The organism is Bacillus sp. GW821-FHT11D08, assembly GCF_058808515.1.
Genome location: NZ_JBXARS010000006.1, coordinates 191,647 through 214,335, shown reverse-complemented (window position 1 = coordinate 214,335; position 22,689 = coordinate 191,647). Strand labels below are relative to the sequence as shown.

The 22,689-nt window shown below is 48.0% G+C and carries 20 protein-coding genes; 10 read left to right on the top strand and 10 right to left on the bottom strand.

From position 1 onward, the window contains the following. Positions 1 to 3 precede the first annotated feature (3 nt). Positions 4 to 837: a mechanosensitive ion channel family protein gene (locus AC1RRX_RS13940; RefSeq protein ID WP_108725094.1), complete on the top strand. Its 834-nt coding sequence runs from the start codon at positions 4 to 6 to the stop codon at positions 835 to 837. A gap of 28 nt (positions 838 to 865) precedes the next feature. Here AC1RRX_RS13940 and AC1RRX_RS13935 read toward each other — a convergent pair whose 3' ends face one another. Together AC1RRX_RS13935 and cax are read right to left on the bottom strand one after the other, a co-directional pair. After that, positions 866 to 1,660 carry a YfkD famly protein gene (locus AC1RRX_RS13935; RefSeq protein ID WP_094031586.1) on the bottom strand — a complete coding sequence of 265 codons (795 nt, stop codon included), beginning with the start codon at positions 1,658 to 1,660 and terminating at the stop codon, positions 866 to 868. 70 nt (positions 1,661 to 1,730) lie between these two features. Beyond that, complete coding sequence (cax, locus tag AC1RRX_RS13930; RefSeq protein WP_007408511.1) at positions 1,731 to 2,786, bottom strand: calcium/proton exchanger; 1,056 nt, start codon at positions 2,784 to 2,786, stop codon at positions 1,731 to 1,733. A 159-nt stretch (positions 2,787 to 2,945) separates the two neighbouring features. On the opposite strand from cax, the gene AC1RRX_RS13925 reads away from it, so the two are divergent. Further along, positions 2,946 to 4,124, top strand: a complete 1,179-nt coding sequence (locus AC1RRX_RS13925) for an MFS transporter (protein WP_108725095.1) — start codon at positions 2,946 to 2,948, stop codon at positions 4,122 to 4,124. A 185-nt stretch (positions 4,125 to 4,309) separates the two neighbouring features. On the opposite strand, the gene AC1RRX_RS13920 is transcribed toward AC1RRX_RS13925, so the two are convergent. The 3 genes from AC1RRX_RS13920 to AC1RRX_RS13910 are packed head-to-tail and all read right to left on the bottom strand — an operon-like array spanning position 4,310 to position 5,974. After that, the gene (locus AC1RRX_RS13920; protein ID WP_108725096.1) at positions 4,310 to 5,149 is read right to left on the bottom strand and encodes a YihY family inner membrane protein; all 840 of its coding nucleotides are present in this window, start codon (positions 5,147 to 5,149) and stop codon (positions 4,310 to 4,312) included. Between the two features lie 11 nt (positions 5,150 to 5,160). Beyond that, the gene (locus AC1RRX_RS13915; protein ID WP_015239397.1) at positions 5,161 to 5,487 is read right to left on the bottom strand and encodes a hypothetical protein; all 327 of its coding nucleotides are present in this window, start codon (positions 5,485 to 5,487) and stop codon (positions 5,161 to 5,163) included. A gap of 13 nt (positions 5,488 to 5,500) precedes the next feature. Continuing rightward, positions 5,501 to 5,974 (bottom strand): low molecular weight protein-tyrosine-phosphatase, encoded by a 474-nt coding sequence (locus AC1RRX_RS13910; RefSeq protein WP_007408507.1) that lies wholly within the window; start codon positions 5,972 to 5,974, stop codon positions 5,501 to 5,503. A 155-nt stretch (positions 5,975 to 6,129) separates the two neighbouring features. Between AC1RRX_RS13910 and AC1RRX_RS13905 the strand changes: the two genes are divergently transcribed. The 5 genes from AC1RRX_RS13905 to AC1RRX_RS13885 all read left to right on the top strand — a co-directional run bounded on the left by AC1RRX_RS13905 (position 6,130) and on the right by AC1RRX_RS13885 (position 10,780). Further along, entirely contained in the window at positions 6,130 to 6,345 is a 216-nt protein-coding gene (locus AC1RRX_RS13905) for a DUF1128 domain-containing protein (protein WP_003155571.1), read from the top strand. A 335-nt stretch (positions 6,346 to 6,680) separates the two neighbouring features. Next, entirely contained in the window at positions 6,681 to 7,874 is a 1,194-nt protein-coding gene (locus AC1RRX_RS13900; RefSeq protein WP_007408506.1) for an MFS transporter, read from the top strand. A 26-nt stretch (positions 7,875 to 7,900) separates the two neighbouring features. Beyond that, positions 7,901 to 8,662: a type I 3-dehydroquinate dehydratase gene (gene aroD, locus AC1RRX_RS13895; RefSeq protein ID WP_024085013.1), complete on the top strand. Its 762-nt coding sequence runs from the start codon at positions 7,901 to 7,903 to the stop codon at positions 8,660 to 8,662. A gap of 65 nt (positions 8,663 to 8,727) precedes the next feature. Beyond that, positions 8,728 to 9,612: a shikimate dehydrogenase gene (locus tag AC1RRX_RS13890; RefSeq protein WP_007408504.1), complete on the top strand. Its 885-nt coding sequence runs from the start codon at positions 8,728 to 8,730 to the stop codon at positions 9,610 to 9,612. Between the two features lie 136 nt (positions 9,613 to 9,748). Next, a complete protein-coding gene (locus AC1RRX_RS13885; protein ID WP_015417030.1) occupies positions 9,749 to 10,780 on the top strand; it encodes a LacI family DNA-binding transcriptional regulator in 1,032 nt (343 codons plus the stop codon). A gap of 20 nt (positions 10,781 to 10,800) precedes the next feature. On the opposite strand, the gene AC1RRX_RS13880 is transcribed toward AC1RRX_RS13885, so the two are convergent. Further along, positions 10,801 to 11,316 (bottom strand): type 1 glutamine amidotransferase domain-containing protein, encoded by a 516-nt coding sequence (locus AC1RRX_RS13880; RefSeq protein ID WP_003155578.1) that lies wholly within the window; start codon positions 11,314 to 11,316, stop codon positions 10,801 to 10,803. Positions 11,317 to 11,536: 220 nt separating this feature from the next. Between AC1RRX_RS13880 and AC1RRX_RS13875 the strand changes: the two genes are divergently transcribed. The 3 genes from AC1RRX_RS13875 (at position 11,537) to AC1RRX_RS13865 (ending at position 17,936) form a co-directional block, all read left to right on the top strand. Continuing rightward, positions 11,537 to 15,829, top strand: a complete 4,293-nt coding sequence (locus AC1RRX_RS13875; RefSeq protein WP_144464570.1) for a multifunctional 2',3'-cyclic-nucleotide 2'-phosphodiesterase/3'-nucleotidase/5'-nucleotidase — start codon at positions 11,537 to 11,539, stop codon at positions 15,827 to 15,829. 209 nt (positions 15,830 to 16,038) lie between these two features. After that, the gene (locus AC1RRX_RS13870; RefSeq protein WP_144464573.1) at positions 16,039 to 17,178 is read left to right on the top strand and encodes a YibE/F family protein; all 1,140 of its coding nucleotides are present in this window, start codon (positions 16,039 to 16,041) and stop codon (positions 17,176 to 17,178) included. After that, positions 17,175 to 17,936 carry a YibE/F family protein gene (locus AC1RRX_RS13865; protein WP_007408500.1) on the top strand — a complete coding sequence of 254 codons (762 nt, stop codon included), beginning with the start codon at positions 17,175 to 17,177 and terminating at the stop codon, positions 17,934 to 17,936. The genes AC1RRX_RS13870 and AC1RRX_RS13865 overlap by 4 nt, the downstream gene beginning before the upstream one ends. Before the next feature lie 35 nt (positions 17,937 to 17,971). Here the strand turns inward: AC1RRX_RS13865 and AC1RRX_RS13860 are convergent, their stop codons facing one another. From AC1RRX_RS13860 to treP, 4 genes are all read right to left on the bottom strand, one after another. After that, positions 17,972 to 18,637, bottom strand: a complete 666-nt coding sequence (locus AC1RRX_RS13860) for an NAD(P)H-dependent oxidoreductase (RefSeq protein ID WP_003155588.1) — start codon at positions 18,635 to 18,637, stop codon at positions 17,972 to 17,974. 132 nt (positions 18,638 to 18,769) lie between these two features. Next, positions 18,770 to 19,486, bottom strand: coding sequence for a trehalose operon repressor (gene treR, locus AC1RRX_RS13855; protein WP_007408499.1), 717 nt, complete (start codon positions 19,484 to 19,486; stop codon positions 18,770 to 18,772). Positions 19,487 to 19,507: 21 nt separating this feature from the next. Continuing rightward, the gene (treC, locus tag AC1RRX_RS13850; RefSeq protein ID WP_144464575.1) at positions 19,508 to 21,193 is read right to left on the bottom strand and encodes an alpha,alpha-phosphotrehalase; all 1,686 of its coding nucleotides are present in this window, start codon (positions 21,191 to 21,193) and stop codon (positions 19,508 to 19,510) included. 75 nt (positions 21,194 to 21,268) lie between these two features. Then, the gene (gene treP, locus AC1RRX_RS13845) at positions 21,269 to 22,684 is read right to left on the bottom strand and encodes a PTS system trehalose-specific EIIBC component (protein ID WP_032872301.1); all 1,416 of its coding nucleotides are present in this window, start codon (positions 22,682 to 22,684) and stop codon (positions 21,269 to 21,271) included. Positions 22,685 to 22,689: the final 5 nt, after the last annotated feature.

Genomic DNA, 22,689 nt, shown 5'->3' with positions numbered 1-22,689 from the left:
AAGATGGAAACGACATTTACGGACATTTTGAAAAGCAAAGTGGTTGAGATCATCATCGTCGCTCTCGTGCTTTACGCCGGTGTTTTTCTGATCAACCGCTTTGTCCAGGTGTTATTTAAACGCACGGATTTCTTGGAGGAACGGAAAGGGAAAACGATTGAAAGCCTCGTCCGATCCATCACCCAGTATACGGCGACGATCGGTTTTATCTTTTACGTCATTTCTTTATTCGTTCATGATTTCGGCCGAATTTTAGCCGGGGCGGGTGTTGCCGGTATCGTCATCGGTTTCGGCGCCCAGTCGTTAATCAAGGACATATTGGCCGGTGTCTTTTTAATATACGAACGCCAGCTTCATAAAGGCGATTACGTGACGATTAACAATCTGTTCAACGGCACAGTCGAAGAAATCGGACTCCGTTCCCTCCAGATCCGTGAGTGGACCGGCAAGCTGCTTACCATATCTAACGGTGAGGTCAGACAGCTTCAAAACTATAACATTGATTTTATGCGGATTACCGAGTCCGTCGTGATCAGTTACAAGGAAGATCCCGAGCGGGTCTATGCCGTCTTAGAAAAAGCCTGCGACATGCTCAATGATGAGCTTCGCGATTCACTGAAGCGGGATGAATTTCTCAATGCGACGGAGCCGTTTCAAGTGCATGGAATCATGAGCCTGAACAAATTGACAAGAGGCATAGAATTTACCGTCAAAGGCATGGTTCAAGACACAGAATACTTCTCGGCGAGCCTTGCGGTGAGACGCGTTCTTGCCCGGGAGCTGTACAACAACAATGTGCAATTGCTCGAGGAAATGTATCACACACAAAAAAGCTGATTCCCGAACCGGAATCAGCTTTTTTGATTTATCTCGGCTGCGCTGTCATTTGAAAACCGAATGTGACGTGATCCTGCACCGGAATCCAAGCCCCGATTCCTTGCGAAGTCACATTTTTGACGACAAGTTTCCGCTTGCTGCCTTTCAGCACCAAATACACTTCACCGTATGTTACTTTTCCTTTTTCATTAACGGCCGGAGCGTAGGCATGCAGGTAGCCGAGCCGCTGCGGAGAAATTTTGTAGGTTTGATCGCGTTTTGTGCCTGCGCCGATAACCGTTTCAAACGCGAGCGGCAGTTTTGTTTTCTTCATCGCTTTTTGCATCATCATGCTTTTTACGTCTTCTGCGTTCGGCACCTTCGCTGTGAGCCCGCCTTTGATTTTGTATTGCTGTTCTTGGGCGTATGAGATAACCGCGGTTTGCTGCCCGCCCCGGTTATCCGCTCTGTTCGTATTGATTTTTTTATATTCCCAGTTGGCGACCGTTTCGTTCGACTGATAGCCGAGCGCCCATTTCCCGAGAAATATTGTCGCCCGGTATCCGATGGCAAGCGGTGAACCGGAAACCGAGGATTCATTCAGCATCTTTATCAGATGCGGATTTTCGATGTTGATCTCTGATGTATCTAACAATTCCTTCGCCAGTTTGCTCGGCTGAAGCATCGGCTGGTCCTGTGAAGCATTCGGATACGTATTTTCCTTTGAAATGCTTACGACAGAGTTGGGAACTTTAAACGGTTTTTTTGCACCGGCAGACGGCGTTGCGAAAAAACTAAAGGATAACAGCAGAATCAGTGTGGCATGAAACAGCTTTCTCATCATATCACTCTTTCTATAGCATTTTCCTTTAGTCTTTTCCTCCGCAATCGTTGTTATCCGCATTTTTTACAGGTTAAAGCAGGAAAAAACCGATCGCCATAATGACATAAGCGGCAAGGAGCGTAGCCCCTTCAAACCAGTTCGAATCACCGTCATTTGAAATCATTGTCATCAAAAGGACGGATGAGATCATCGCGACAAGCTCGGGCAATGTGAATACAAGCGGCATATTGACCGGAAAAAAGATGGAACAGATCACAAGAACCGGAGCCACAAACATGGCGATCTGCAAAGTCGAGCCTACCGCGATTTCAACGGCGACATCCATCTTGTCTTTGTACGCCATAATAATCGCCGACGCATGCTCTGCGGCATTTCCGACGATTGCGACGATAATCACTCCGATAAACAGCTCGCTCCAGCCGAACTGTTCAGCCACCGCATGAAACGTATGGACAAGGTTTTCAGATATGTAGGCGACGATAATGGTTGAAATAAATAAGACGGCTGTCGCTCTTTTCCCCGACCACTCAGGCTGCTCCTCTTCTTCCTTTGCCTCCGGCTGATTCGGCTGATAAACACCGCGGTGGGTGACGAGCTTGAAATAAAGAGCTGCCACGTACAAAAGGATCATGATGATGCTGATGCCGACACTCAAATCAAGCTTGTTTTTTTCCCCCATATCCATGGAAAACACTTCGGGAATGACAAAAGCAACGATAATGGCAAAAATCAGCAGGCCTGAATTATGCCGTGCATCATGAATATTGAATTCCTGCCGCTTGTATTTCAAACCGCCGATAAAAAACGACAGTCCCGCGACGAGCAAAAGATTGCCGAGCACCGAACCGGTCAGTGAAGCAAGCACGATGCCCGTTAGCCCTTCTTTTAAGGCGAAAAGCGATATAATCAGCTCTACCGCATTGCCGAACGTGGCATTCAGCAGACCGCCGATCCGCGGTCCCGCGATAATGGCAAGAGATTCAGTCGCTCTCCCCATATAACTTGCAAGCGCAATAATCGTCAAGCAATAAATAATAAACAAAACCGCTGACGGCCAGTGCATCAGGCCGCCGATGACTGAAAGCGGCACTCCCGCCGCAGCCGTAAAGAAAAAAATCCGATTCATATCTGCCTGGCTCCTTTTTTCGAATGAGTCTTTTTATATCCTTCTCAAAAACTCCCTCAATTACACTTCCGCGGCAGCCCGAATTGGCATTTTCAGGTTGCCGGACGCGACAAATCCGTGTACGATCAAGAAAGATACTGACGAAGGAGAAAATACGCGATGTCACGACTGTACTTCTTTATTTTGGTTCTGCTTGTTTCCATCTCCGGATTTTCCCAAGGCATGCTTCTGCCGGTGATCTCCGTCATTTTTGAAACGAACGGGGAATCAGCCGCTATAAACGGACTTCACGCAACCGGCCTTTATATCGGCGTGCTTCTGGCGTCGCCGTTTATGGAGGCCCCGCTGCGCAAGCTCGGATTCAAACCTCTGATGGTCATGGGCGGATTTCTTGTTATCATCAGCTTATTCAGTTTTATTTGGCTTCAATCCATATGGTTATGGTTTTTTCTTCGGCTGCTTATCGGAATCGGGGATCATATGCTGCATTTTTCAACCCAAACGTGGGTGACGTCAAAGTCAACGCCCCGAAACAGAGGAAGAAACATTTCGCTGTACGGACTGTCCTTCGGGCTCGGATTCGCTGTCGGCCCGTTCATGGTCCCTCTTGTGAAAACAAGTCCGTCCCTTCCGTTTATCGTATCCGGCTGTATCAGTCTTGCCGCCTGGCTGTTTGTATTTGTCTTACGTAACGAGTACCCGGCGCAAGGTCCGGATGAAACATCCGGGGATAACAGCGCAAAACGGTTTTACCGCGCCCTTCTTTTCGGCTGGGTCGCTTTTCTCCCGGCTTTCGGGTACGGTTTTTTAGAAACAGCGCTGAACGGAAGCTTTCCCGTGTACGCCCTGCGCTTAGGCATATCCGTTGATGCCGTCGCGCTGATATTGCCCGCTTTTGCCATCGGAAGTATTGTATTCCAGTTCCCTCTCGGTTTATTAAGCGATCGATTCGGGAGAAAACGTGTCCTGCTCGTCATCTTATTAACGGGTGCCCTTTGCTTTTTGACGGCCGGAATGTTTCCCTCGCCTTCTGTCATCGGCTGCTGCTTTTTTACGGCGGGAATGGCGGTCGGCAGTATGTTTTCCCTCGGCATCAGCTATATGAGCGACCTGCTGCCGTCCCATCTGCTGCCGGCGGGCAATCTGCTCTGCGGCATTTCCTTCAGCCTCGGCAGCATGATCGGCCCGGTGGCGGGCGGCTGGTATATGCAGCGGTTTGAAAACGCCAATTTGTTTTACTTTATTACGGTGATTCTGGTCTGTATTTGGCTTGCGCTCGTCTTCGGGAAAACAAAGCACAGTCCCGCATCCGAATCCCATTCTTTTCCGGCCTCATAAAAAAGCCGCCTGATCTAAGTCAGGCGGCTTCTTTCTAGTGGTATCCGTTCTGCCCGTTAGCGCTTCCGCTTGTTTTATTCTTCGGGCCGTTTTTGGAGTTTTGTTTATTATGGCTTCCGCCTTTTTTCGTATGCTTGGTCATAATCGATTCCCCTCCGTTTTTCAGCTTGAACGTCTCCGTTCCTCTATAGCTTGCTCCCGCGGTACGGATTTTCATCAGGAAGCTTTTTACGTTTATGTAAAAGCGCGTTGATTTCTCCTCCTAAAATCAGCAGTGTTCCCGTAAGGTAAAACCAGATCATAAGGATGATAATTCCCCCGATGCTCCCGTATGTGGCGCTGTAGTTGGCAAAAGTGCCGACGTAAAATGAGAACAGCATACTGACGATAATCCAGCCGGCTGCCGCAAATACGGCTCCCGGCAGTACAAAACGGAGGGAAAGCCTTTTATTCGGCGCGAAAATGTAAAGCGCGGTAAACACGATTAAAAGGATAAGCGGACTGATACCCCAGCGGACAACCGACCACACCTGCAAAAACAGGCCGGAGGCGCCGATGAAATCTGCGGCCAGCATTCCGATTTCTCTGCCGAACACCGGCAGAAGCAATGCGATTAAAATCGTAACCACCATCGCGATGGTTAAAAAAATTGAGGTCAGGCGAATGATGATAAATGAGCGGTTTTCCTCGACTTCGTAGGCATGGTTAAATGCTCTGACAATCGCGTTCATACCATTCGAAGCCGACCAGATGACGGCGATAATCCCGAATGACAAAAGCCCGCCGCTGCGCTTGTTCAGCGTTTGCTCCGTTATGGATTTCACCATAGACATGGCGCTGTCGGGCGCGTATTGATCGACCGCCCCGAGCACGTCTTCTGCCGATATGGGAAGATAGGCGGTGAGCGTCAGCATGAAAATCATTAACGGAAACAATGACAGCAGGAAAAAATACGCCAGCTCCGCCGATTTACTTTGTCCTTCATGGAGAGAAAACCTTGCAAACAGCTCCTTTATAAAACTCATGACATCCCACCTCAATGATCGTTTTTCGAAAAATGCTCCTTCGTTTCTTTTAACAGGTCAATGACCTGCGGTGTCGTCTGCTTCAGCTTAGTGATCTGGCCGTTTAAAAAACTCAGATCATCCGATACGGTATTGGCGATGGTCTTCACTTGATCAAGTTTTGCAGATGCCTGCTGTTTCAGCACTTCAGGATGTTTTCGGTAGAATGCCGCACGCTGCCTGCACGCGTCCATGTTCCGGAAACATGCCTCTCTTGTCGGCTTATGTAATAAGGACAGTGCTCCGCCGGCGGCAGCGCCGATCAGAATCGCTTTTGCCATGATGCGTGTCTGCTTCATCGGTCAATCCCCCTTATAAATGATGGTCTTTCTTTATTGTCTCCAGCAAATGACGGCACCCGGACTCGACCAAAGCGTACACCTCGCTGAAATTCCCGGTATAATACGGATCGGGCACGTCCGCAAGGTCCGACTCCGGTACATAATCAAGCAGCCTTGCAATACGCGGCGCCGCTTTTTTATAACCGGCCATGCTGCGCAGATGTCCGATATTTTCTGCATCCATCGCAATGACGTAATCAAAATCGGTCAGATCAGACTCACGCACCTGCCTCGCCGTGATGCCGCTTACGCTGATCCCTTTCTTCTTTAGGATCTCCTTTGTCCCTTCATGCGGCGGATTTCCCGCATGCCAGGCGCCGATTCCCGCTGAATCAATGTTAATCTGCCCGTTCAGCCCGTTTTTCTTCACCATATCAGAAAATACCGCCTCTGCCATAGGCGACCGGCAAATATTTCCCAGACAGACAAACAGCACATGTATCATATCGATAACCTCCCTATTCTTTCCCCGCATTTTGAGAATCAAAAACCTTATCATCATCTTAGCAACTTTTCTGCGGCTGTGGAAATTAGCTTTTATTCTAAATGAATTCTGTTAGAATAAAGGGTACGAAAACGGTCATGAAAGGATGCATGAATTTGCCGAGCCAACAAACAGAAACGTTAAACAAAATGATTGAAGACATTTCGCAAAAGCTCAACATGCTCAATGTCGGCGTCATCAGAGCGGAAGATTTCAGTGATGAAAAAATAGAAGATCTTACATACCTTCATCAAATGGTCATGAAAAAAGCATCATTCAGCCCGAGTGAAATGCAGGCCATTGCCGAGGAGCTCGCCTCTCTCAGAAAATAAACCCATGTCAGACCTGCCGAAAAACGGCGGGTCTTTTTTTGATTTAAAAAAGTGAAAAATAAAAGTTCATCGGTTTGACACATATAAAAAGAAGGAGTATAGTAACTGTGAACTTGGTAGAACGATATACTAAATGAGCGGGCCGCTTATCTTTTTTTATTTAGTAGAACGATATACTCGTTGTGATCTCAGCGTTATTCAAGTTTGTTTTTCAACCGTTTTATCAAACCAGTTTTCAAAGAAAGGCAGTGGTTCAATAAAGGGGAATGGTTCTGCGCTTTTGTTAATTTAAAAATTAATTTAATTCTTTATTAACCGCATTAGGGGATGTCATCATGAAAAACATATACACCAAAATGGCAGCGGGTCTTTATATTAATTATTTCCTGCTGGGCATGATCAATATTATTATCGCATCCAATATGGAGGCATTATCAAAACAGCTTCATACATCTGCAGCCGGGGTCAGCTATTTGGTCTCCGCCATCGGGATCGGGAAGCTGATTTCGCTTCTGTTTGCCGGGAAGCTTTCGGATACATTCGGGAGACGGCCGTTTATCGTATCGGGCGCCTTTCTGTATCTGATTTTCCTAATCGGAATTCCGCTTTCGACAAACTATACGGCCGCGTTTATCTTCGCCATTTTCGCAGGGATCGCCAATTCCTTCTTGGATTCCGGGACATATCCGGCGCTTATTGAAGGATTTCCGAAAAACGCAAGCTCTGCAACCGTGTTAATCAAAGCGTTTGTATCCATCGGCGCGACGGTGCTTCCGTTTTTCATCGCGTTTATTGCGGACAGGCATTTGTTTTACGGCTGGACGTTTTTCGTACCGGGCATTATTTTCTTCCTGAACGGCTTTTTCCTGTTAAAAGTTCCGTTTCCGAATCATAAGCAAAAAGAAGACGGCGGCCGGACGGAAGCCTCTCCGTCTGATGACGCGTTCACATCACAGCCGTCGATATGGCGCGAAGGTCTTGCGATCATTCTGTTAGGCTTTTCATCTACGGCGCTGTTTATGCTCGTTCAAGTATGGCTTCCTAAGTTCGGGCAAACCGTTTTGGGCATGCCTGAGGTGCAGGCTGTCAAATTGCTGAGCTATTACAGCATCGGTGCGCTTGTGTCCGTATTATTGCTGGCCGTGCTGTTAAACAGAGTGATTCAGCCGATTACGGTAATGGTGCTGTACCCTGTGATCGCGGCAATCGCGCTGCTTGCTCTGATTTTCATTCATCAGCCGGCCGTATCAGTCATCAGCTCCTTTGTCATCGGACTTTCAACTGCGGGCATTCTGCAATTGGCGATGACGGTTATGGCTGTTTTATTCCCTAAAAATAAAGGTACGATCACATCTTTTGTTAATATAGCATCAAGCTTATCTTTTATTGTCATTCCGCTTGTAACGGGAGCGATCTCCAAAGCGGCCGGCCTAACGCCTGTTTTTCTGCTTGATATCGGAATTGCGGCCGTCAGCGCCCTTCTCGCATTGTTTATCGGAATCCGCTTTAAGCAAGTGATGAAAGCCTGACTATTTTTTAAGGGAGAGGATTTATCATGCAATCTATCACGATCAGAAACACGGTCATCGGCGAAGGGCTTCCGAAGATCATTGTGCCGCTGATGGCGGCCGGAGAGAAAGAACTGCTCGAAGAAATTGAAGCCGTCAACAGGCTTCGCCCGGATATCATTGAGTGGCGGGCGGATGTGTACGAGCACGTTGACAGCCTGGACGCCGTAAAAGGCATGCTTGAAAAGCTGCGGAAAGCCGCAGGCGCAACACCGCTGCTTTTCACATTCAGAACTCATAAAGAAGGCGGAAATAAAGTTATTGATGACCGCTTTTACATTGAATTGCTTAAAACCGCCATCGAAACAAAACACATTGACCTTGCAGACGTTGAGTTGTTTACGGGAGAAGCGGAAGTCAAATCAATTGTGAAAACCGCTGAAGACAACGGCGTATATGTCGTCATGTCCAATCATGATTTTCATCAGACACCGAAAAAAGAAGAAATCATTTCTCGGCTGCGGAACATGCAGGCGTACGGCGCGCACATTCCGAAAATCGCGGTGATGCCGCAAAGCACTGAAGATGTTTTCGTCTTATTGGATGCCACTCACACGATGAAAACACAATACGCAGACCGGCCGATCATCACGATGTCAATGGCGGGAACAGGTCTGATCAGCCGCCTGGCCGGCGAAGTCTTCGGTTCAGCGTGCACGTTCGGAGCGGGCAAAGAAGCATCAGCGCCCGGACAGATTCCCGTTGAAGAATTGCGCAGCGTACTCAGCATTTTAAATAAACATATGTAATCAGCGTTTTTCTGCCCTCAAAGCGGGTTGAAAAACAAATGAATGGACTAACGGAGGAATACATCATGAAGAAAGATTTAGGACGGATTAACGGAAAAACTCAGCTTATCGGATTATTCGCAACACCGATCGGACACTCTTTATCTCCGGCGATGCACAACCTGGCGTTTAAAAAATTAGGATTGAACTACGCTTACCTCGCGTTTGAAGTCGGCAATGAACAGCTGGAAGATGTGGTAACGGGAATGCGCGCCTTAAACGTCAGAGGCTTCAATGTCTCGATGCCGAACAAGATGAACATTCTCCCTTACCTCGATGAACTCGCGGATTCAGCGAAATTCACCGGCGCGGTGAATACAGTCGTTAATGAAAACGGCAGACTGATCGGACACTCCACTGACGGTATGGGATACGTCCGCAACTTAAAAGAACACGGCATCGATATCACGGGCAAAAAAATGACGCTGGTCGGTTCCGGCGGGGCCGCCACTCCGATAGCGATTCAATCCGCATTGGAAGGCCTCGGAGAAATCTCTATTTTCGCCCGCAATGACGCGTTTTTCGAAAAAGCGGAAGAAAACGTCCGCATCATCAATGAAGAAATGAAGGGATCTTCTTGCAAAGCGAAAGTCTTCCCGCTCGAAGATCAAGATGCGCTGCGTGCTGAAATCGCTTCAAGCGATATTTTCACAAACGGAACAGGTGTCGGCATGAAACCGCTTGAAGGCTTGAGCGTCATTGAAGATACATCCATGCTCCGTCCGGATTTGATTGTGACAGACGTCGTTTACAACCCCGTTACGTCGAAATTGCTTGAACAAGCTCAAGCGGCCGGCTGCAACACCATTAACGGCCTCGGCATGATGCTTTGGCAGGGCGCCATGGCGTTTGAATATTGGACAGGCCGTGAAATGCCGGTTCAGTATATTAAAGAGCAAATGTTTGAATAACCTATTGTGACAGAAGCGCCGAAGGACAATCCGTCTTCCGGCGCTTTGTCATTTTCTCCCCCTCTCTCTTTCTTCTCATGCGCCAAAACGCTTATAATGGATGTAACGAATAAAAACCAAGTGAGGAATGCGACGTATGAAACAGCAAAAAAAACGCCGGGTGACATTGCAGCAGGTCGCTGAACATGCCGGCGTCTCAACATCCACCGCTTCATTAATCGTCCGCAATAATCCGCGAATTTCCGAAGCGACCCGTGAGAAAGTGCTGCAATCCATGCGGGAGCTGGGGTACGTATATGATCGGGTCGCCGCGAATTTACGATCACAGACGTCCACAACGGTAGGATTGATTATTACTGACATTTCCAATACGTTTTTCTCAGAGTTTCTGATCGGCGTTCAGAATACGCTTGAGGAAGTCGGATTAACAGTGCTGTTAGGCACGACATTTGATTCCGTCGCCAAGCAGGAGCAGCTGATCTCGACCATGCTGGAGCACAGGGTCGGCGGATTGATTTTGTGTCCGGTTTCAGGTACGGCTGAGGAAACCCTTTCCCGCCTTGAGCAGCTTGACATTCCGGTCGTGCTCGCCGTCAGGGAGATTGCCGATGCCGACTGTGATTTTGTCGGAGCCGATTATGAGGAAGGCACCTATAAGGCAGTGCGTCATTTCATTGAGAAAGGCCATCAGGAGATTGCGTTTCTGGGCGGCGTGAAGCACTCATCAACATGGACGAAGCGTATGAAAGGGTTTAAAAAAGCGCTCCGTGAAGCGGATCTGGAAGTAAAAAATGACTATGTCATTGACAGCGCGCCGACCCGCGAAGCAGGCTGTGAAGCCGTGACGGAGCTCCTCCGCCGGTCTGAGCGCCCGACCGCGATATTCTGCTTCAGTGATTTGGTCGCGTTCGGCGTCATGCAAGGGATCAGAAAAGCCGGGCTCATTCCGGGCGAAGATATTGACATTGTCGGCTTTGATAACGTGCCGGAAGCTGAAATTTCTTATCCCCCGCTTACAACCGTTTCTTCCTTTCCGCGGCAGTCGGGAAAAGAAGCGGCTCAATTGCTGCATCATAAAATCACCAGTTCCCAGCACAAAAAACAACGCATTATTCTGGCGCCTGAGCTGGTTATCCGGGAATCTTCACAAAAAAAGCGGAACGCCTGATACGGCGCTCCGCTTTTATATTACGCAAGCAGTTTTAATGATTCGCGGTTGAATGCCGGTATGTCATCCGGTGTGCGGCTTGTGACTAGCTGGTTCTGGCAGACGACGACTTCTTCATCCACAACATTCGCGCCCGCGTTTTCCATGTCGATTCGGATTGATGTAAACCCTGTCGCTTTGCGCCCGTCCAATGCTTTCGCGTTGATGAGAAGCTGAGGTCCGTGGCAGATGGCGAACACCGGTTTTTTATCATCCATAAACGCTTTGGCAAATTGGACGAAACGGTCATCCGCACGCAGCATGTCAGGAGAGAATCCGCCCGGGATCAGCAATGCGTCAAAGTCTTTCGGATTTACATCATCGATGGACGCGTCTACTTTCACTTCCGCTTCCCCTTGTTTGCCTTTGACTGTTTTTCCTTTTTCCTGTTCAATTACGGTTAATTCATGACCTGCATCTTTAAAAGCTTTCGCAGGTTCAGTATACTCGACATCCTCAAAATAATCCGTTAATACAACTGCAATTTTTTTACCCATAGTTACTACCTCCTGCTTGATGAAGTCTACATAAATCCATGTACCCCAGCCACACTAACATCAAACATAGGTAACGCGTTTGCCGCTCATCCGTTTTACATAGGTCATTATCCTCATTTTTCATCTTTTTACAAGAATCATCATGAAATCTATATGAACTTTCACAAAATATTCTTACAATGGTACTGCATGACAAAATTTGTTGAAAGGTGGAGAACAGGTGAGAATACAGAAAAGACGATGCAGCGTCAATATGACACTCCGTATTCTGCTGCCCCTAGTTATGATACTTAGTCTAATCCTCCCAACATCACCCATTAAAGCAGAAGAAAACAAATCCTCCAGTGTGAATCTCAGCATTTTAGCCACAACTGACGTTCACGCTAACATGATGGACTACGATTACTACAGCGACAAACCGACAACGGAATTCGGGCTGGCCCGAACGGCTCAGCTTATTGAGAAGCACAGGCGCGAAAACCCGAATACGCTGCTTGTCGATAACGGAGACCTGATTCAGGGGAATCCCCTCGGAGAATACGCCGTAAAATATGAGAAAAATGATATTATTTCAGGCGCAAAGACCCATCCGATCATTGAAGTGATGAACAGTCTGCATTATGACGCAGGAACACTCGGCAATCATGAATTTAATTATGGGCTTGAATTTCTGGACGGGACAATCAAAGGCGCTGATTATCCGATCGTTAACGCCAATGTGAAAACATTAAGCGGCGAAAACCGTTATACGCCTTATGTCATAAAAGACAAAACCGTCACGGATGAAAACGGCGGCAAGCATCAGATAAAAGTCGGCTACATCGGCTTTGTTCCTCCCCAAATCATGACGTGGGATAAGAAAAATCTCGAAGGCCGCGTTCAGGTCGAAGACATTGTGGAATCCGCAAAGAAAACCGTTCCGAAAATGAAAGCTGAAGGAGCCGATATCGTCATCGCCCTCGCCCACAGCGGCATCGAAAAAAAAGCGCAGTCTTCCGGAGCGGAAAACGCCGTTTTTGACCTGGCAACGAAAGTCAGCGGAATTGATGCGATCGTATCCGGCCATCAGCACGGGCTTTTCCCTGATGCCGAATACAAAGGCACTGATCAATTTGACGTCGATAAAGGCACGATTAACGGCATCCCTGTTGTCATGTCAAGCAGCTGGGGCAAATATGCGGGCGTCATCGACCTCCGGCTTGAAAAAACAGACAGCGCGTGGCATGTGGAAGATGCAAAAGGCAGCATCGAGCCGATTGCCGGCAATGTGACGTCGGAAAACGAAACCGTCGTCAATACCGTCAAAAAAGCGCACGAAGGCACATTGAAATACATCAGAGAACCCGTCGGCCAGACAAAAGCCGATATCAACAGTTTCTTCGCCCAAGTCAAAGATGATCCGTCCATTCAAATCGTAACGGATGCGCAAAAATGGTACGCCGAAAATAAGATGAAGGATACGGAATACAAAGATCTGCCTATCCTCTCGGCGGGCGCCCCGTTTAAAGCCGGCGGGCGGAACGGCTCAAACTACTATACAAACATTTCCGCTGGCGACCTCGCCATCAAAAATATCGGCGATTTGTACCTGTATGACAACACGGTTCAGATCGTCAAGCTGAACGGAAGCGAAGTGAAGGACTGGCTCGAAATGTCCGCAGGGCAATTTAATCAGATCGATCAGGCAAAAGGCGGCAGCCAAGCGCTTTTAAATGACGCCTACCGCTCATACAATTTTGATGTCATTGACGGTGTCACCTATCAGGTCGATGTCACAAAACCGGCGAAATACAACGAAAACGGAACAGTCATTCATCCCGATGCAAGCCGGATCGTCAACCTTTCTTATCAAGGAAAGCCCGTCAGCGCCAAGCAGGAATTTCTGATCGTCACAAATAATTACCGCGCTTCAGGCGGCGGAGGATTCCCTCACTTAAGCAATGATAAAATCGTATACTCTTCTGCCGATGAGAACAGGCAGGTCTTAATGGATTACATCATCCAGCAGAAAACGATTAATCCGCAGGCTGATCATAACTGGTCCATCCTTCCGGTCAAAGGGACAAACCTGACATTTGAATCTTCCTTGGCCGCAAAGCCGTTTGCTGACCGCGCAGATGACGTCGCCTATATCGGTGAATCACAAAACGCGGGCTACGGACAGTACAAGCTCCAATTCAAAGATGATGAACCGGGCACAGATCCGCCGAAAGATGACGCATGGAAACTCACCGTTATGCATACAAACGACACGCACGCCCACCTTGATAACGCGGCGAGGCGGATGGCGAAAATCAAAGAAATCAGAAGCGAAACCGACCGCAGCATTTTGCTGGATGCGGGAGACGTTTTCTCAGGCGATCTCTATTTCACAAAGTGGCAGGGGCTGGCTGATTTAAAATTGATGAACAGCATGGGTTACGACGCAATGACTTTCGGAAATCATGAGTTTGATAAAGGCCCGGGTGCTCTCGCCAGCTTCCTGAGCGGGAACGGAAGCGCGGCTGATCCGTCCGGAAAATACAATTTTCAAGCGCCTGACTTTCCGCTCGTCAGCTCAAATGTCGATGTGTCCAAAGAGTCAAAACTCAGACCATTCATGAAAAAAGCAGACACATTTACGGCAGGGAAAAAGAAAAAAGCAGGCATCTATCCATACATTCTGCTTGATGTAAACGGAGAAAAAGTCGCCGTATTCGGCTTAACGACAGAAGATACGTCCGTCACATCAAGCCCGGGAAAAAGCATTGTCTTTCATGATGCCTTCCAATCCGCACAAGATACAGTAAAAGAAATACAGAATAATGAACATGTCAATAAAATTATTGCCCTGACCCATATCGGGCATCAGCGTGATCTCGATCTTGCCAAAAAGGTAAAAGGCATCGACTTGATCGTCGGCGGACATACGCATACGCTTGTAGATAAAATGGAAGTTGTCAAGAACGAAGAGCCGACCATCGTCGCCCAGGCAAAAGAATATGGCGAATATTTAGGCCGTGTCGATGTCGCATTTGACAAAAACGGCATCGTCCTGCCGGAACAATCCTCTCTTCAGGCGCTGCCAGTGAACGAGCAGACGAAAGAAGACCCGGATCTGAAAAAAGAGCTTGATCCGTTTAAAAAAGAGCTCGTCTCCGTCAAAAATGAAAAAGTCGGCTCAACAAAGGTCGCACTTGACGGCCAGCGCGAGCATGTCCGCTCCAAAGAAACCAATCTCGGAAACTTCATCGCAGACGGCATGCTGCAAAAAGCGAAGGAAGCGGCCGGCGCCCAAATCGCGATCACAAACGGGGGCGGCATCCGCGCGGGCATTGATAAAGGAGACATCACACTCGGCGATGTGCTGAATGTGATGCCGTTCGGCAACACGCTTTACGTCGCGGATTTAACCGGAAAACAGATCAAACAAGCCTTGGAACAAGGGTTAAGCGGAATTGAGGCTCAAGGCGGCGCCTTCCCTCAAGTTGCCGGTTTAACATACACGTTTACACTGAATAAAAAGCCGGGACACCGCGTTCTTCAAGCTGCGGCCGTACAGGATGACGGCAGCGTAAAGCCGATTTCTGATAAGAAGACATACAGAGTCGCCACCAGTAACTTTGTCGGTGAAGGCGGAGACGGATATTCCGTCTTTAACGAAGCGTCCCATAAAGAAGACCTTGGCTTTGTCGACTATGAGGTCTTCACCGAGCAGCTTGAAAAAGCGGGAAAAGCGGTGGAACCGAAAGTTGACGGCCGCGCGCAGGAAGTGTACCTGCCGACGAAACAAAAAAACGGTTCGTGGACGCTTGAAGATGACAGCGCATTTGCCGTTTATGCCAAAAACGCCAACACGCCGATCGTGTATTACGATAAGAATGACGGCGCCAAAAAGCCGATTGATCTCAGCGTGACCAAAAAACAAATCGGCCTGTTAAAGGACAGAACATCGGATTCTTCCCTTACGATCCTGCATGACAAGTTCAGCATGAAAATGCCGATGGCAAACGCTGCTTCAGCTGATACACGATTCGGCGTGACGCCGAAAGGAAAAGTAAGCGGGGCGCTTTCAAATGTATACGACTTTACAATGAAGCAGAAAAACAAAGACATCAAAACATTCAAAGCGCCGGTAAAGCTCACCCTGCGCATTGAGAATACGAAAAAGGCGAAACAGCCGGGCATTTACCATGTAGACCGGAAAAAGAACGTCTATACAAAAACAGACAACGGTTCGGTTTCACACGATCTCGTCACGGGCTATACAAATCATTTCAGTGAATACACCATATTAAACGCAAACACGAAGAGCGCGCCGCCGACAAGCGGAGACCACGGCTCCGGAAAGCAGCCAAACGGACAAAAACCGTCATCCGGCCCTGCACAGGACGGAGTATCGCCGGGCGGCCTGCTTCCTGATACGGCCACAACGATGTATTCCATCCTTCTTGCCGGGTTTCTCATCAGCGCGCTCGGAACCGCACTGTATCTGTATCAAAGAAGAAAAGCAAAAAAAGTGAACGAAGCATAAAAAGACCGCTTTTATCGGGCGGTTCATCCCAAGAGCTCTCCTGATCTGATTTCAGGGGAGCTTTTTCTCTCGGTCCCCCTCTGAGTCGACAGCCGTACGGCCGAGTGATAAAATATGACCGTTATTCGCGAAAGACTGCATCCGCATCGTTTAACACTTCACGGCAGGGCCTCTCTTTCATACGGCGCCGCCTGTTTGGAGGACTTTTTTTGAAGATAACAGGACACAAACGAAACCGCATGTCTTACAAGAAAAAGCTGTTTTACGTGATAACAGCGCTCTGTTTTATCAGCTCGCTCATTTTCGTCACTCACAACGCTTCTTTTTATGAGCGGCCGATTGCCAAAGTGACGAAAACAACATTGGAACATCAGTCTGACGTACAGGACATGCATAAAAACAAAGATAAGATTTTCAATCAGACGATCACAGCCAGACTTGAAAACGGCAGTCAGAAAGGACAGCTCATTCATTTGTCCAATCAGTATTCATCATCCGGAGCGAATGATCAGAAATATTCGATTGGCGATGAAGTATTCGTTTCTATTGATAAAGGGAAACCATCAAACAAGGATATATCGGGAAGCATTATAGATAAAAAACGGGATAAGCAGCTTTTGCTGATCGCTTGGGTTTTCATCTTCACCTTGCTTATCGTCGGCAAAAAACAAGGCTTCTTTTCGATCGTCAGCCTGATATTTAACGCCGTTTTACTGTCGTTTGCATTAGATTTGTACAGGAAGCATCCTAATATAGGGTTAATTTTCATCTGCGGTGTCTGTATTCTCATCTTTACTGTCATCTCATTGCTGCTTGTCAGCGGTTTTCACGCGAAAACATACGCTGCCATTGCCGCGACGCTCGCAGGCACTTTCGTTTCCCTGCTGATTACGTATCTGGTGATGCTGGCAACCGGAGAGAAAGGTCTCAGATATGAAGAAATGCAGTATTTAACCCGCCCTTATCACACGGTGTTCATGGCCGGGGTATTTATCGGATCACTGGGAGCGGTCATGGATGTAGCCATTACCATGACGTCATCTGTCTTCGGATTATATGAAGAAAACAAGGGTATCTCATTACAAGCTCTCAGACGTTCCGGGATGGAGATCGGAAAAGACATCATGGGGGCGATGACCAACATTCTGTTTTTTGCTTATATAAGCGGCTCTATTCCGATGATGCTGTTGTATTTGAAAAATGATTCCCCGATAGGATTCACTCTTTCTATGAACATTTCCTTGGAAATAGCCAGAGCATTGGCCGGAGGGATCGGAATCGTATTAGCCATACCCGCCAGTCTGTATGCTTCTATCTTTTTTATTAAACGAAAGAAGGCAAGCTCATGAATGTCATCGTAATTCTCGCGGCGATTTTATTTCTATTGATGGTCATCATCGGCGGAAAAAAAGGAGCGAGGTCTTTTATTGCGTTATTCTTAAATTTCGGTGTTCTCTTTCTCACCATCATTTTCATGACAGACCCGCATATCAATCCGATTGTTTTAACATTGCTCTCTTCCGCCGTGATTTGCAGCATTACTCTTTTTTATATTAATGGAGGAAACGTCAAAACCGTAACCGCCTTTATTTCTGCAATGCTGACGATTGTACTGCTGCTGTTTTTTATTATGTCTGTAACAAAACATACTTCGATTCAGGGATTCGGTGAAGAAGAATTGGGTGATATCGGCATATTCACACTGTTTGTCGGGGTGGATTTTGTGAAGGTTACCGCAGCCATGATCATCATGGGCACGATAGGGGCGATTACCGATGTCGCGATTTCCATTACTTCACCCATGCGGGAAATTTACAGTCATAATCCGTCCATGAGCAGAAAAGATCTGTACACATTCGGTTTAAGCATCGGGAGAGATATTTTAGGAACGAATACGAATACGTTATTCTTTGCTTTTTTCGGCAGCTATTTGGCTTTAATTATCTGGTTTAAAGACTTATCATACTCAGCTGAAAAAATAGTGAACTCAAAAGTATTCAGTGCGGAAGCCGTCACCATTCTTTGTGCCGGAATCGGGATCGGCATCATCATTCCCGTTACGTCCTGGATTACCGCCTGTTTTTTAGCAAAACCAAATAAACGTTAAAAGCTGCCGAGACACGCCCGGCAGCCTTTTTTATCTTATACCCACTTTACAACGTCTTTTGAGGCAGATCTTGTTTTCGGGCGCGGTTCTCTGACACGGTAGCCGAATGCGGCCATAACAGAGATGTCGAAACTTCCGTTTTCCAGAAGCCCTTCTTCTTCAAGAATCCGGTGAATTTCTTTGTAGTTGAAGCCTTCTACAGGGCAGGAGTCGATTCCGATCTGCGCAGCGGCTGTCATCATATTGCCGAGAGCGATGTATGTCTGTTTGGATGCCCAGTCAAACAGCGCGCGATCTGATTCAAGCAGATTGAAATCATTTTTCTGAAAGTCTTCCGTTTTGCTGATATAGCCTTCATACATATCTTCCGGCATTTTTTTGACTTCCCGCAAGTGGTTTTTGACATAGTCGGCGTCAAAACGGATATCCTTTGCCGTCCGGGCAAGCAGAAGTACGAAATGGCTTGCGGTCGGCAGCTGCTTTTGCGCGCCCCATGTGAACTCGCGGAGTTTTTCACGAAGCTCCGGATTTTGAACGACGACAAATTTCCAAGGCTCCAAACCGAGTGAGCTTGGGGATAATCTTCCCGTTTCTAAAATGAATTCAAAATCGCTTTCTGAAATTTTTTTCTCAGGATCAAATTCCTTTGTGGCGTGTCTGAATTGATACGCTTCGATGATCTGCTGTTTTTTATCTGACATTCATGATCTCTCCTTTTCAATCGTTATGTACTATTGTAGCCATTATTTTTGAAAGTACCAGTACGCACATTTTTGTTGGATAGTATTCATTTTGATACTGACAAAAAAACGGGCTGCCGCGGCAGTCCGTTTTTATTTTTCTCTTCTCGCAAAGTCGACGAAACGGAATTTATCGAGCCTGTGCCGGCTTTCCGTGTACTGAAAGAGGCTGGTATCCTCCAAAAAGACGCGGTTTTTCACGACCGCCATATGGCTGAATCCGCCTAGATCCAAATACTTCCGGTCCTCCTCCCCCGCCGGCTCCACGACAATTTCCTTTTGCGCGTAGCTGATGGAGAGGCCAAGTTCTCCTTCGAGATACTCATAGATCGAATCTTCACAAATCGCCTTCGTCAATAGAGGCACATGTTTTTTCACAAAGTAATCCTTGTCCAAAATAATATGTTCTCCGTCAATCCGTCTTGATCTGACGACTTCCCACACCTTTTCATCCGCTTCTGTACCAAGCTCTTTTGCGGCTTCTGAGGGAGGCAGGATCAGCCCGAGACGGTGAACCGTCGTTCTCGTCTCTTTTCCGAGCGTTTCCGAAAGCTCTTTGAAGCTGATCAGGCCTGAGACGGGAAAACGCATTTTTTCTCTGTCTAATATGACGGAGCCTTTGCCTTTGATTTTCTGGATGTAGCCGTTTTGCGCCAGCATATTGAGCGCTTTGCGGACGGTTTCTCGTGATGTGCCGTATTGATCGCACAAATCATTTTCAGACGGAAGAACGTCTTCAGCCTGCCGCTGGCCGCTTTCGATCTGCCGCACCATATCTTTATAGATTGTGATGTATTTATTCACTTTCATTTGACCACCCAGATTAGTGTATCACGCTTTTGTCAGATGATAAACGATCGATTCATACGGACGGAGCGTCAATCGTTCCGGCCGCCCTTCCCTCGGTTCATCATTCGTCAGCAGCACCGTAAACCGCCAGCCGTCCGTGTCTTTAAACGGAACCGTAAAGTCCGCTTCTTTCCCGTAGAAGTTGTTGATGCACAGCAGTTTTTCATCCTTGCCGTGTCTGACGTACGCCAGAACCGCCGGATCGTCTTCAGCAAGCAGCTCAAACGTTCCTTCAGTCACGATGTCATATTCCTTTCTGAGCATGATGAGCTTCTGATAATGGTAGAAAATTGAATCCGGGTCCCGCAAAGCCGCTTCCGCGTTAACGTCCCGATAATCATCCGCCGCCGGAATCCAAGGCGTGCCCGTCGTGAAACCGCCGTGCGGCCCGCTGTTCCACTGAATGGGGGTTCTTGCATTGTCTCTTGATTTCTCTTTTAAAATGGCGATAATGTCTTTTTCGGGCACGCCTTCTTCCTTCATCTTTTTGTAAATATTCAATGATTCGACATCGCGGTATGAGCCGATGTCATCGAATTTCGGATTGCCCATGCCGATCTCTTCACCTTGATAAATGTAAGGCGTGCCCTGCATCATATGAATGGCCGCCGCCAGCATTTTGGCTGATTTCGTCCGGTATACGCCGTCGTCTCCGTATCTGGATACGGCCCGCGGCTGGTCATGGTTGCACCAGAATAATGCGTTCCAGCCTCCGCCTTTTTGCATCTCCGTCTGCCAAAACGCTAAAATCCGTTTCAGCTTCAGAAAATCAAACGGAGCGAGCGCCCATTTTTCACCATTCGGATAATCCACTTTTAAATGGTGAAAGTTAAAAGTCATATCGAGTTCTTTATTCTCAGGGTTTGTGTACCGGATGCAGTGGTCAGCCGTTGTCGAGGACATTTCACCGACCGTCATGCTGTCATATTTCGAAAACACTTCCCGGTTCATCTCATGGAGAAATTCGTGCACGCGCGGCCCGTCCGTATAATAAGGGCGCCCGTCACGCCCATCCTCGGCATCAGGAAACGATTGGTCTTTAGAAATGAGGTTGATCACATCCAGCCGGAAACCGTCGATCCCTTTCCGGAACCAAAAATGCATCATGTCGTAAACCTGTTTTCTCATCTCTTCATTTTCCCAGTTCAAATCGGCCTGCGACACATCAAATAAATGCAGGTAGTGCTGGCCTGACGCCGGGTCGAGCTCCCAAGCGGAACCGCCGAATTTTGAATCCCAGTTGTTCGGCGCCCGGCCGTCTTCCTTTCCGTCTTTCCAAATGTAAAAATCCCGATACGGACTGTCGGGTGACGAGACCGCTTCTTTGAACCACCGATGCTCGACTGATGTATGGTTTACGACAAGATCCATGACGACCTTGATTCCTCTTTTGTGCGCTTCATCGAGAAGGCGTTCAAAATCCTCCATCGTTCCGTATTCTTCATAAATGGTGCAGTAATCGCGAATGTCATAACCGTTGTCATTCTGCGGCGAATCGTAAATCGGCGTAAGCCAAATGACATCAATCAAAAGCTTCTGCAAATAATCAAGCTTCTCGATAATACCGTTCAGATCACCGATCCCGTTTCCCGTCGTATCATTAAAGCTCTTCGGATAAATTTGATATACCGCTGCCTTTTTCCACCATGGTGTGCTGTCTGTTTTCATTTTTCTTCACCGCCTGTAATGTTTTGAATTGAAATGGAAAAGGGACAGCCTGATAGAAGGCGCCCCGCAGGTTTTCTATTTTTGCCGTTTCAGCCGCGCATACCCGTATGTTCCCGCAAACGGGAGAATCAGCACGATCAGCATTCCGATCGCAAACGGACCCCAGTACCGGCTCATAATGGAGAAGATCCCCGGCACGCCGCCGACTCCGACCGAGCTTGCGAGAACGCCTTTGACGGAGATGAACATCCCCGCGATTCCCGAACTGATCATGGCGATCACAAACGGAAATTTGTAACGCAGATTCACTCCGAAAATCGCCGGCTCGGTAATGCCCAAATATGCGGAAATGCCGGCCGTCAGTGAAAGCCCCCGCTGTTTTTTATCTTTTGTAATCAGCATCATGGCCAAAGCCGCCGATCCTTGAGCGATATTTGACAATGCGAGCATCGGCCATAAAAATGTGCCGCCGAGCTTTGATCCGATTAATTGAAGATCGACCGCGAGAAACGTATGATGCATCCCCGTGATTACAAGCGCCGAATACAGCCCTCCGTACAGCAGGCCTCCGATGGCGGAGAATTGGCCGAAAACGGCAATCAATCCCGCCGTCAGCGCGTTACCGATCGCAAAGGTAATCGGACCGATGATGACAAAGGATAGAAAACCGATGACCAAAAGCGTCACCGGCGCGACGACCAACAGCTGAATGCCCTCCGGCGTCCGTTTCGTCAAAAAGAGCTCAAGCCTGGCAAGTAAATAAGACGCCAGCAGAATCGGGAGCACCTGACCTTGATATCCGACTTTCTGCACCTCAAGGCCGAACAGGTTCCACACCGGAATATCGCCGCTCTGCTCGGCAGCCCCGTAGCCCCATGCGTTTAACAGATCAGGATGCACCAACATCAGCCCGAGCACGATACCCAAGAGCGGGCTTCCTCCGAACCGCTTCACTGCTGACCAGCCGATTAAAGCCGGCAGAAAAGCGAAGGCCGTCCCCGCGATCAGATTAATCATATTGGCGAGATCCGCCCATTGCGGATACACTTGGACAATCGATTTGGCGCTGTAGAAAATGCCTTCCGCCGTTAATATATTGTTCAGACCCATTAACAGCCCGGCCGTGACGATCGCCGGCAAGATCGGAATAAAGATGTCCGCAAGCGTTTTCACAGCACGCTGTAAAGGATTCATGTTTTGCGCCGCCGCCTTCTTCACGTCATCCTTGGACGCTTCACCCATCCCCGTTTCCTTCACTAATTCCGCATATACTTTGTTGACCGTCCCCTGCCCGATCACGACTTGAAACTGCCCGTTTACCGCAAAAGATCCTTTGACAATGTCTATTGCATCAAGCATTTTTTGGTTTACTTTGGTTTCATCTATTAATGCAAACCGCAAACGCGTCACACAATGAGTCGCCGCCTCAATATTTTCGATTCCGCCGACAGCTTCAGCGATCTGCCGCGCAGCCCGGTTAAACTCACCCATGCCAT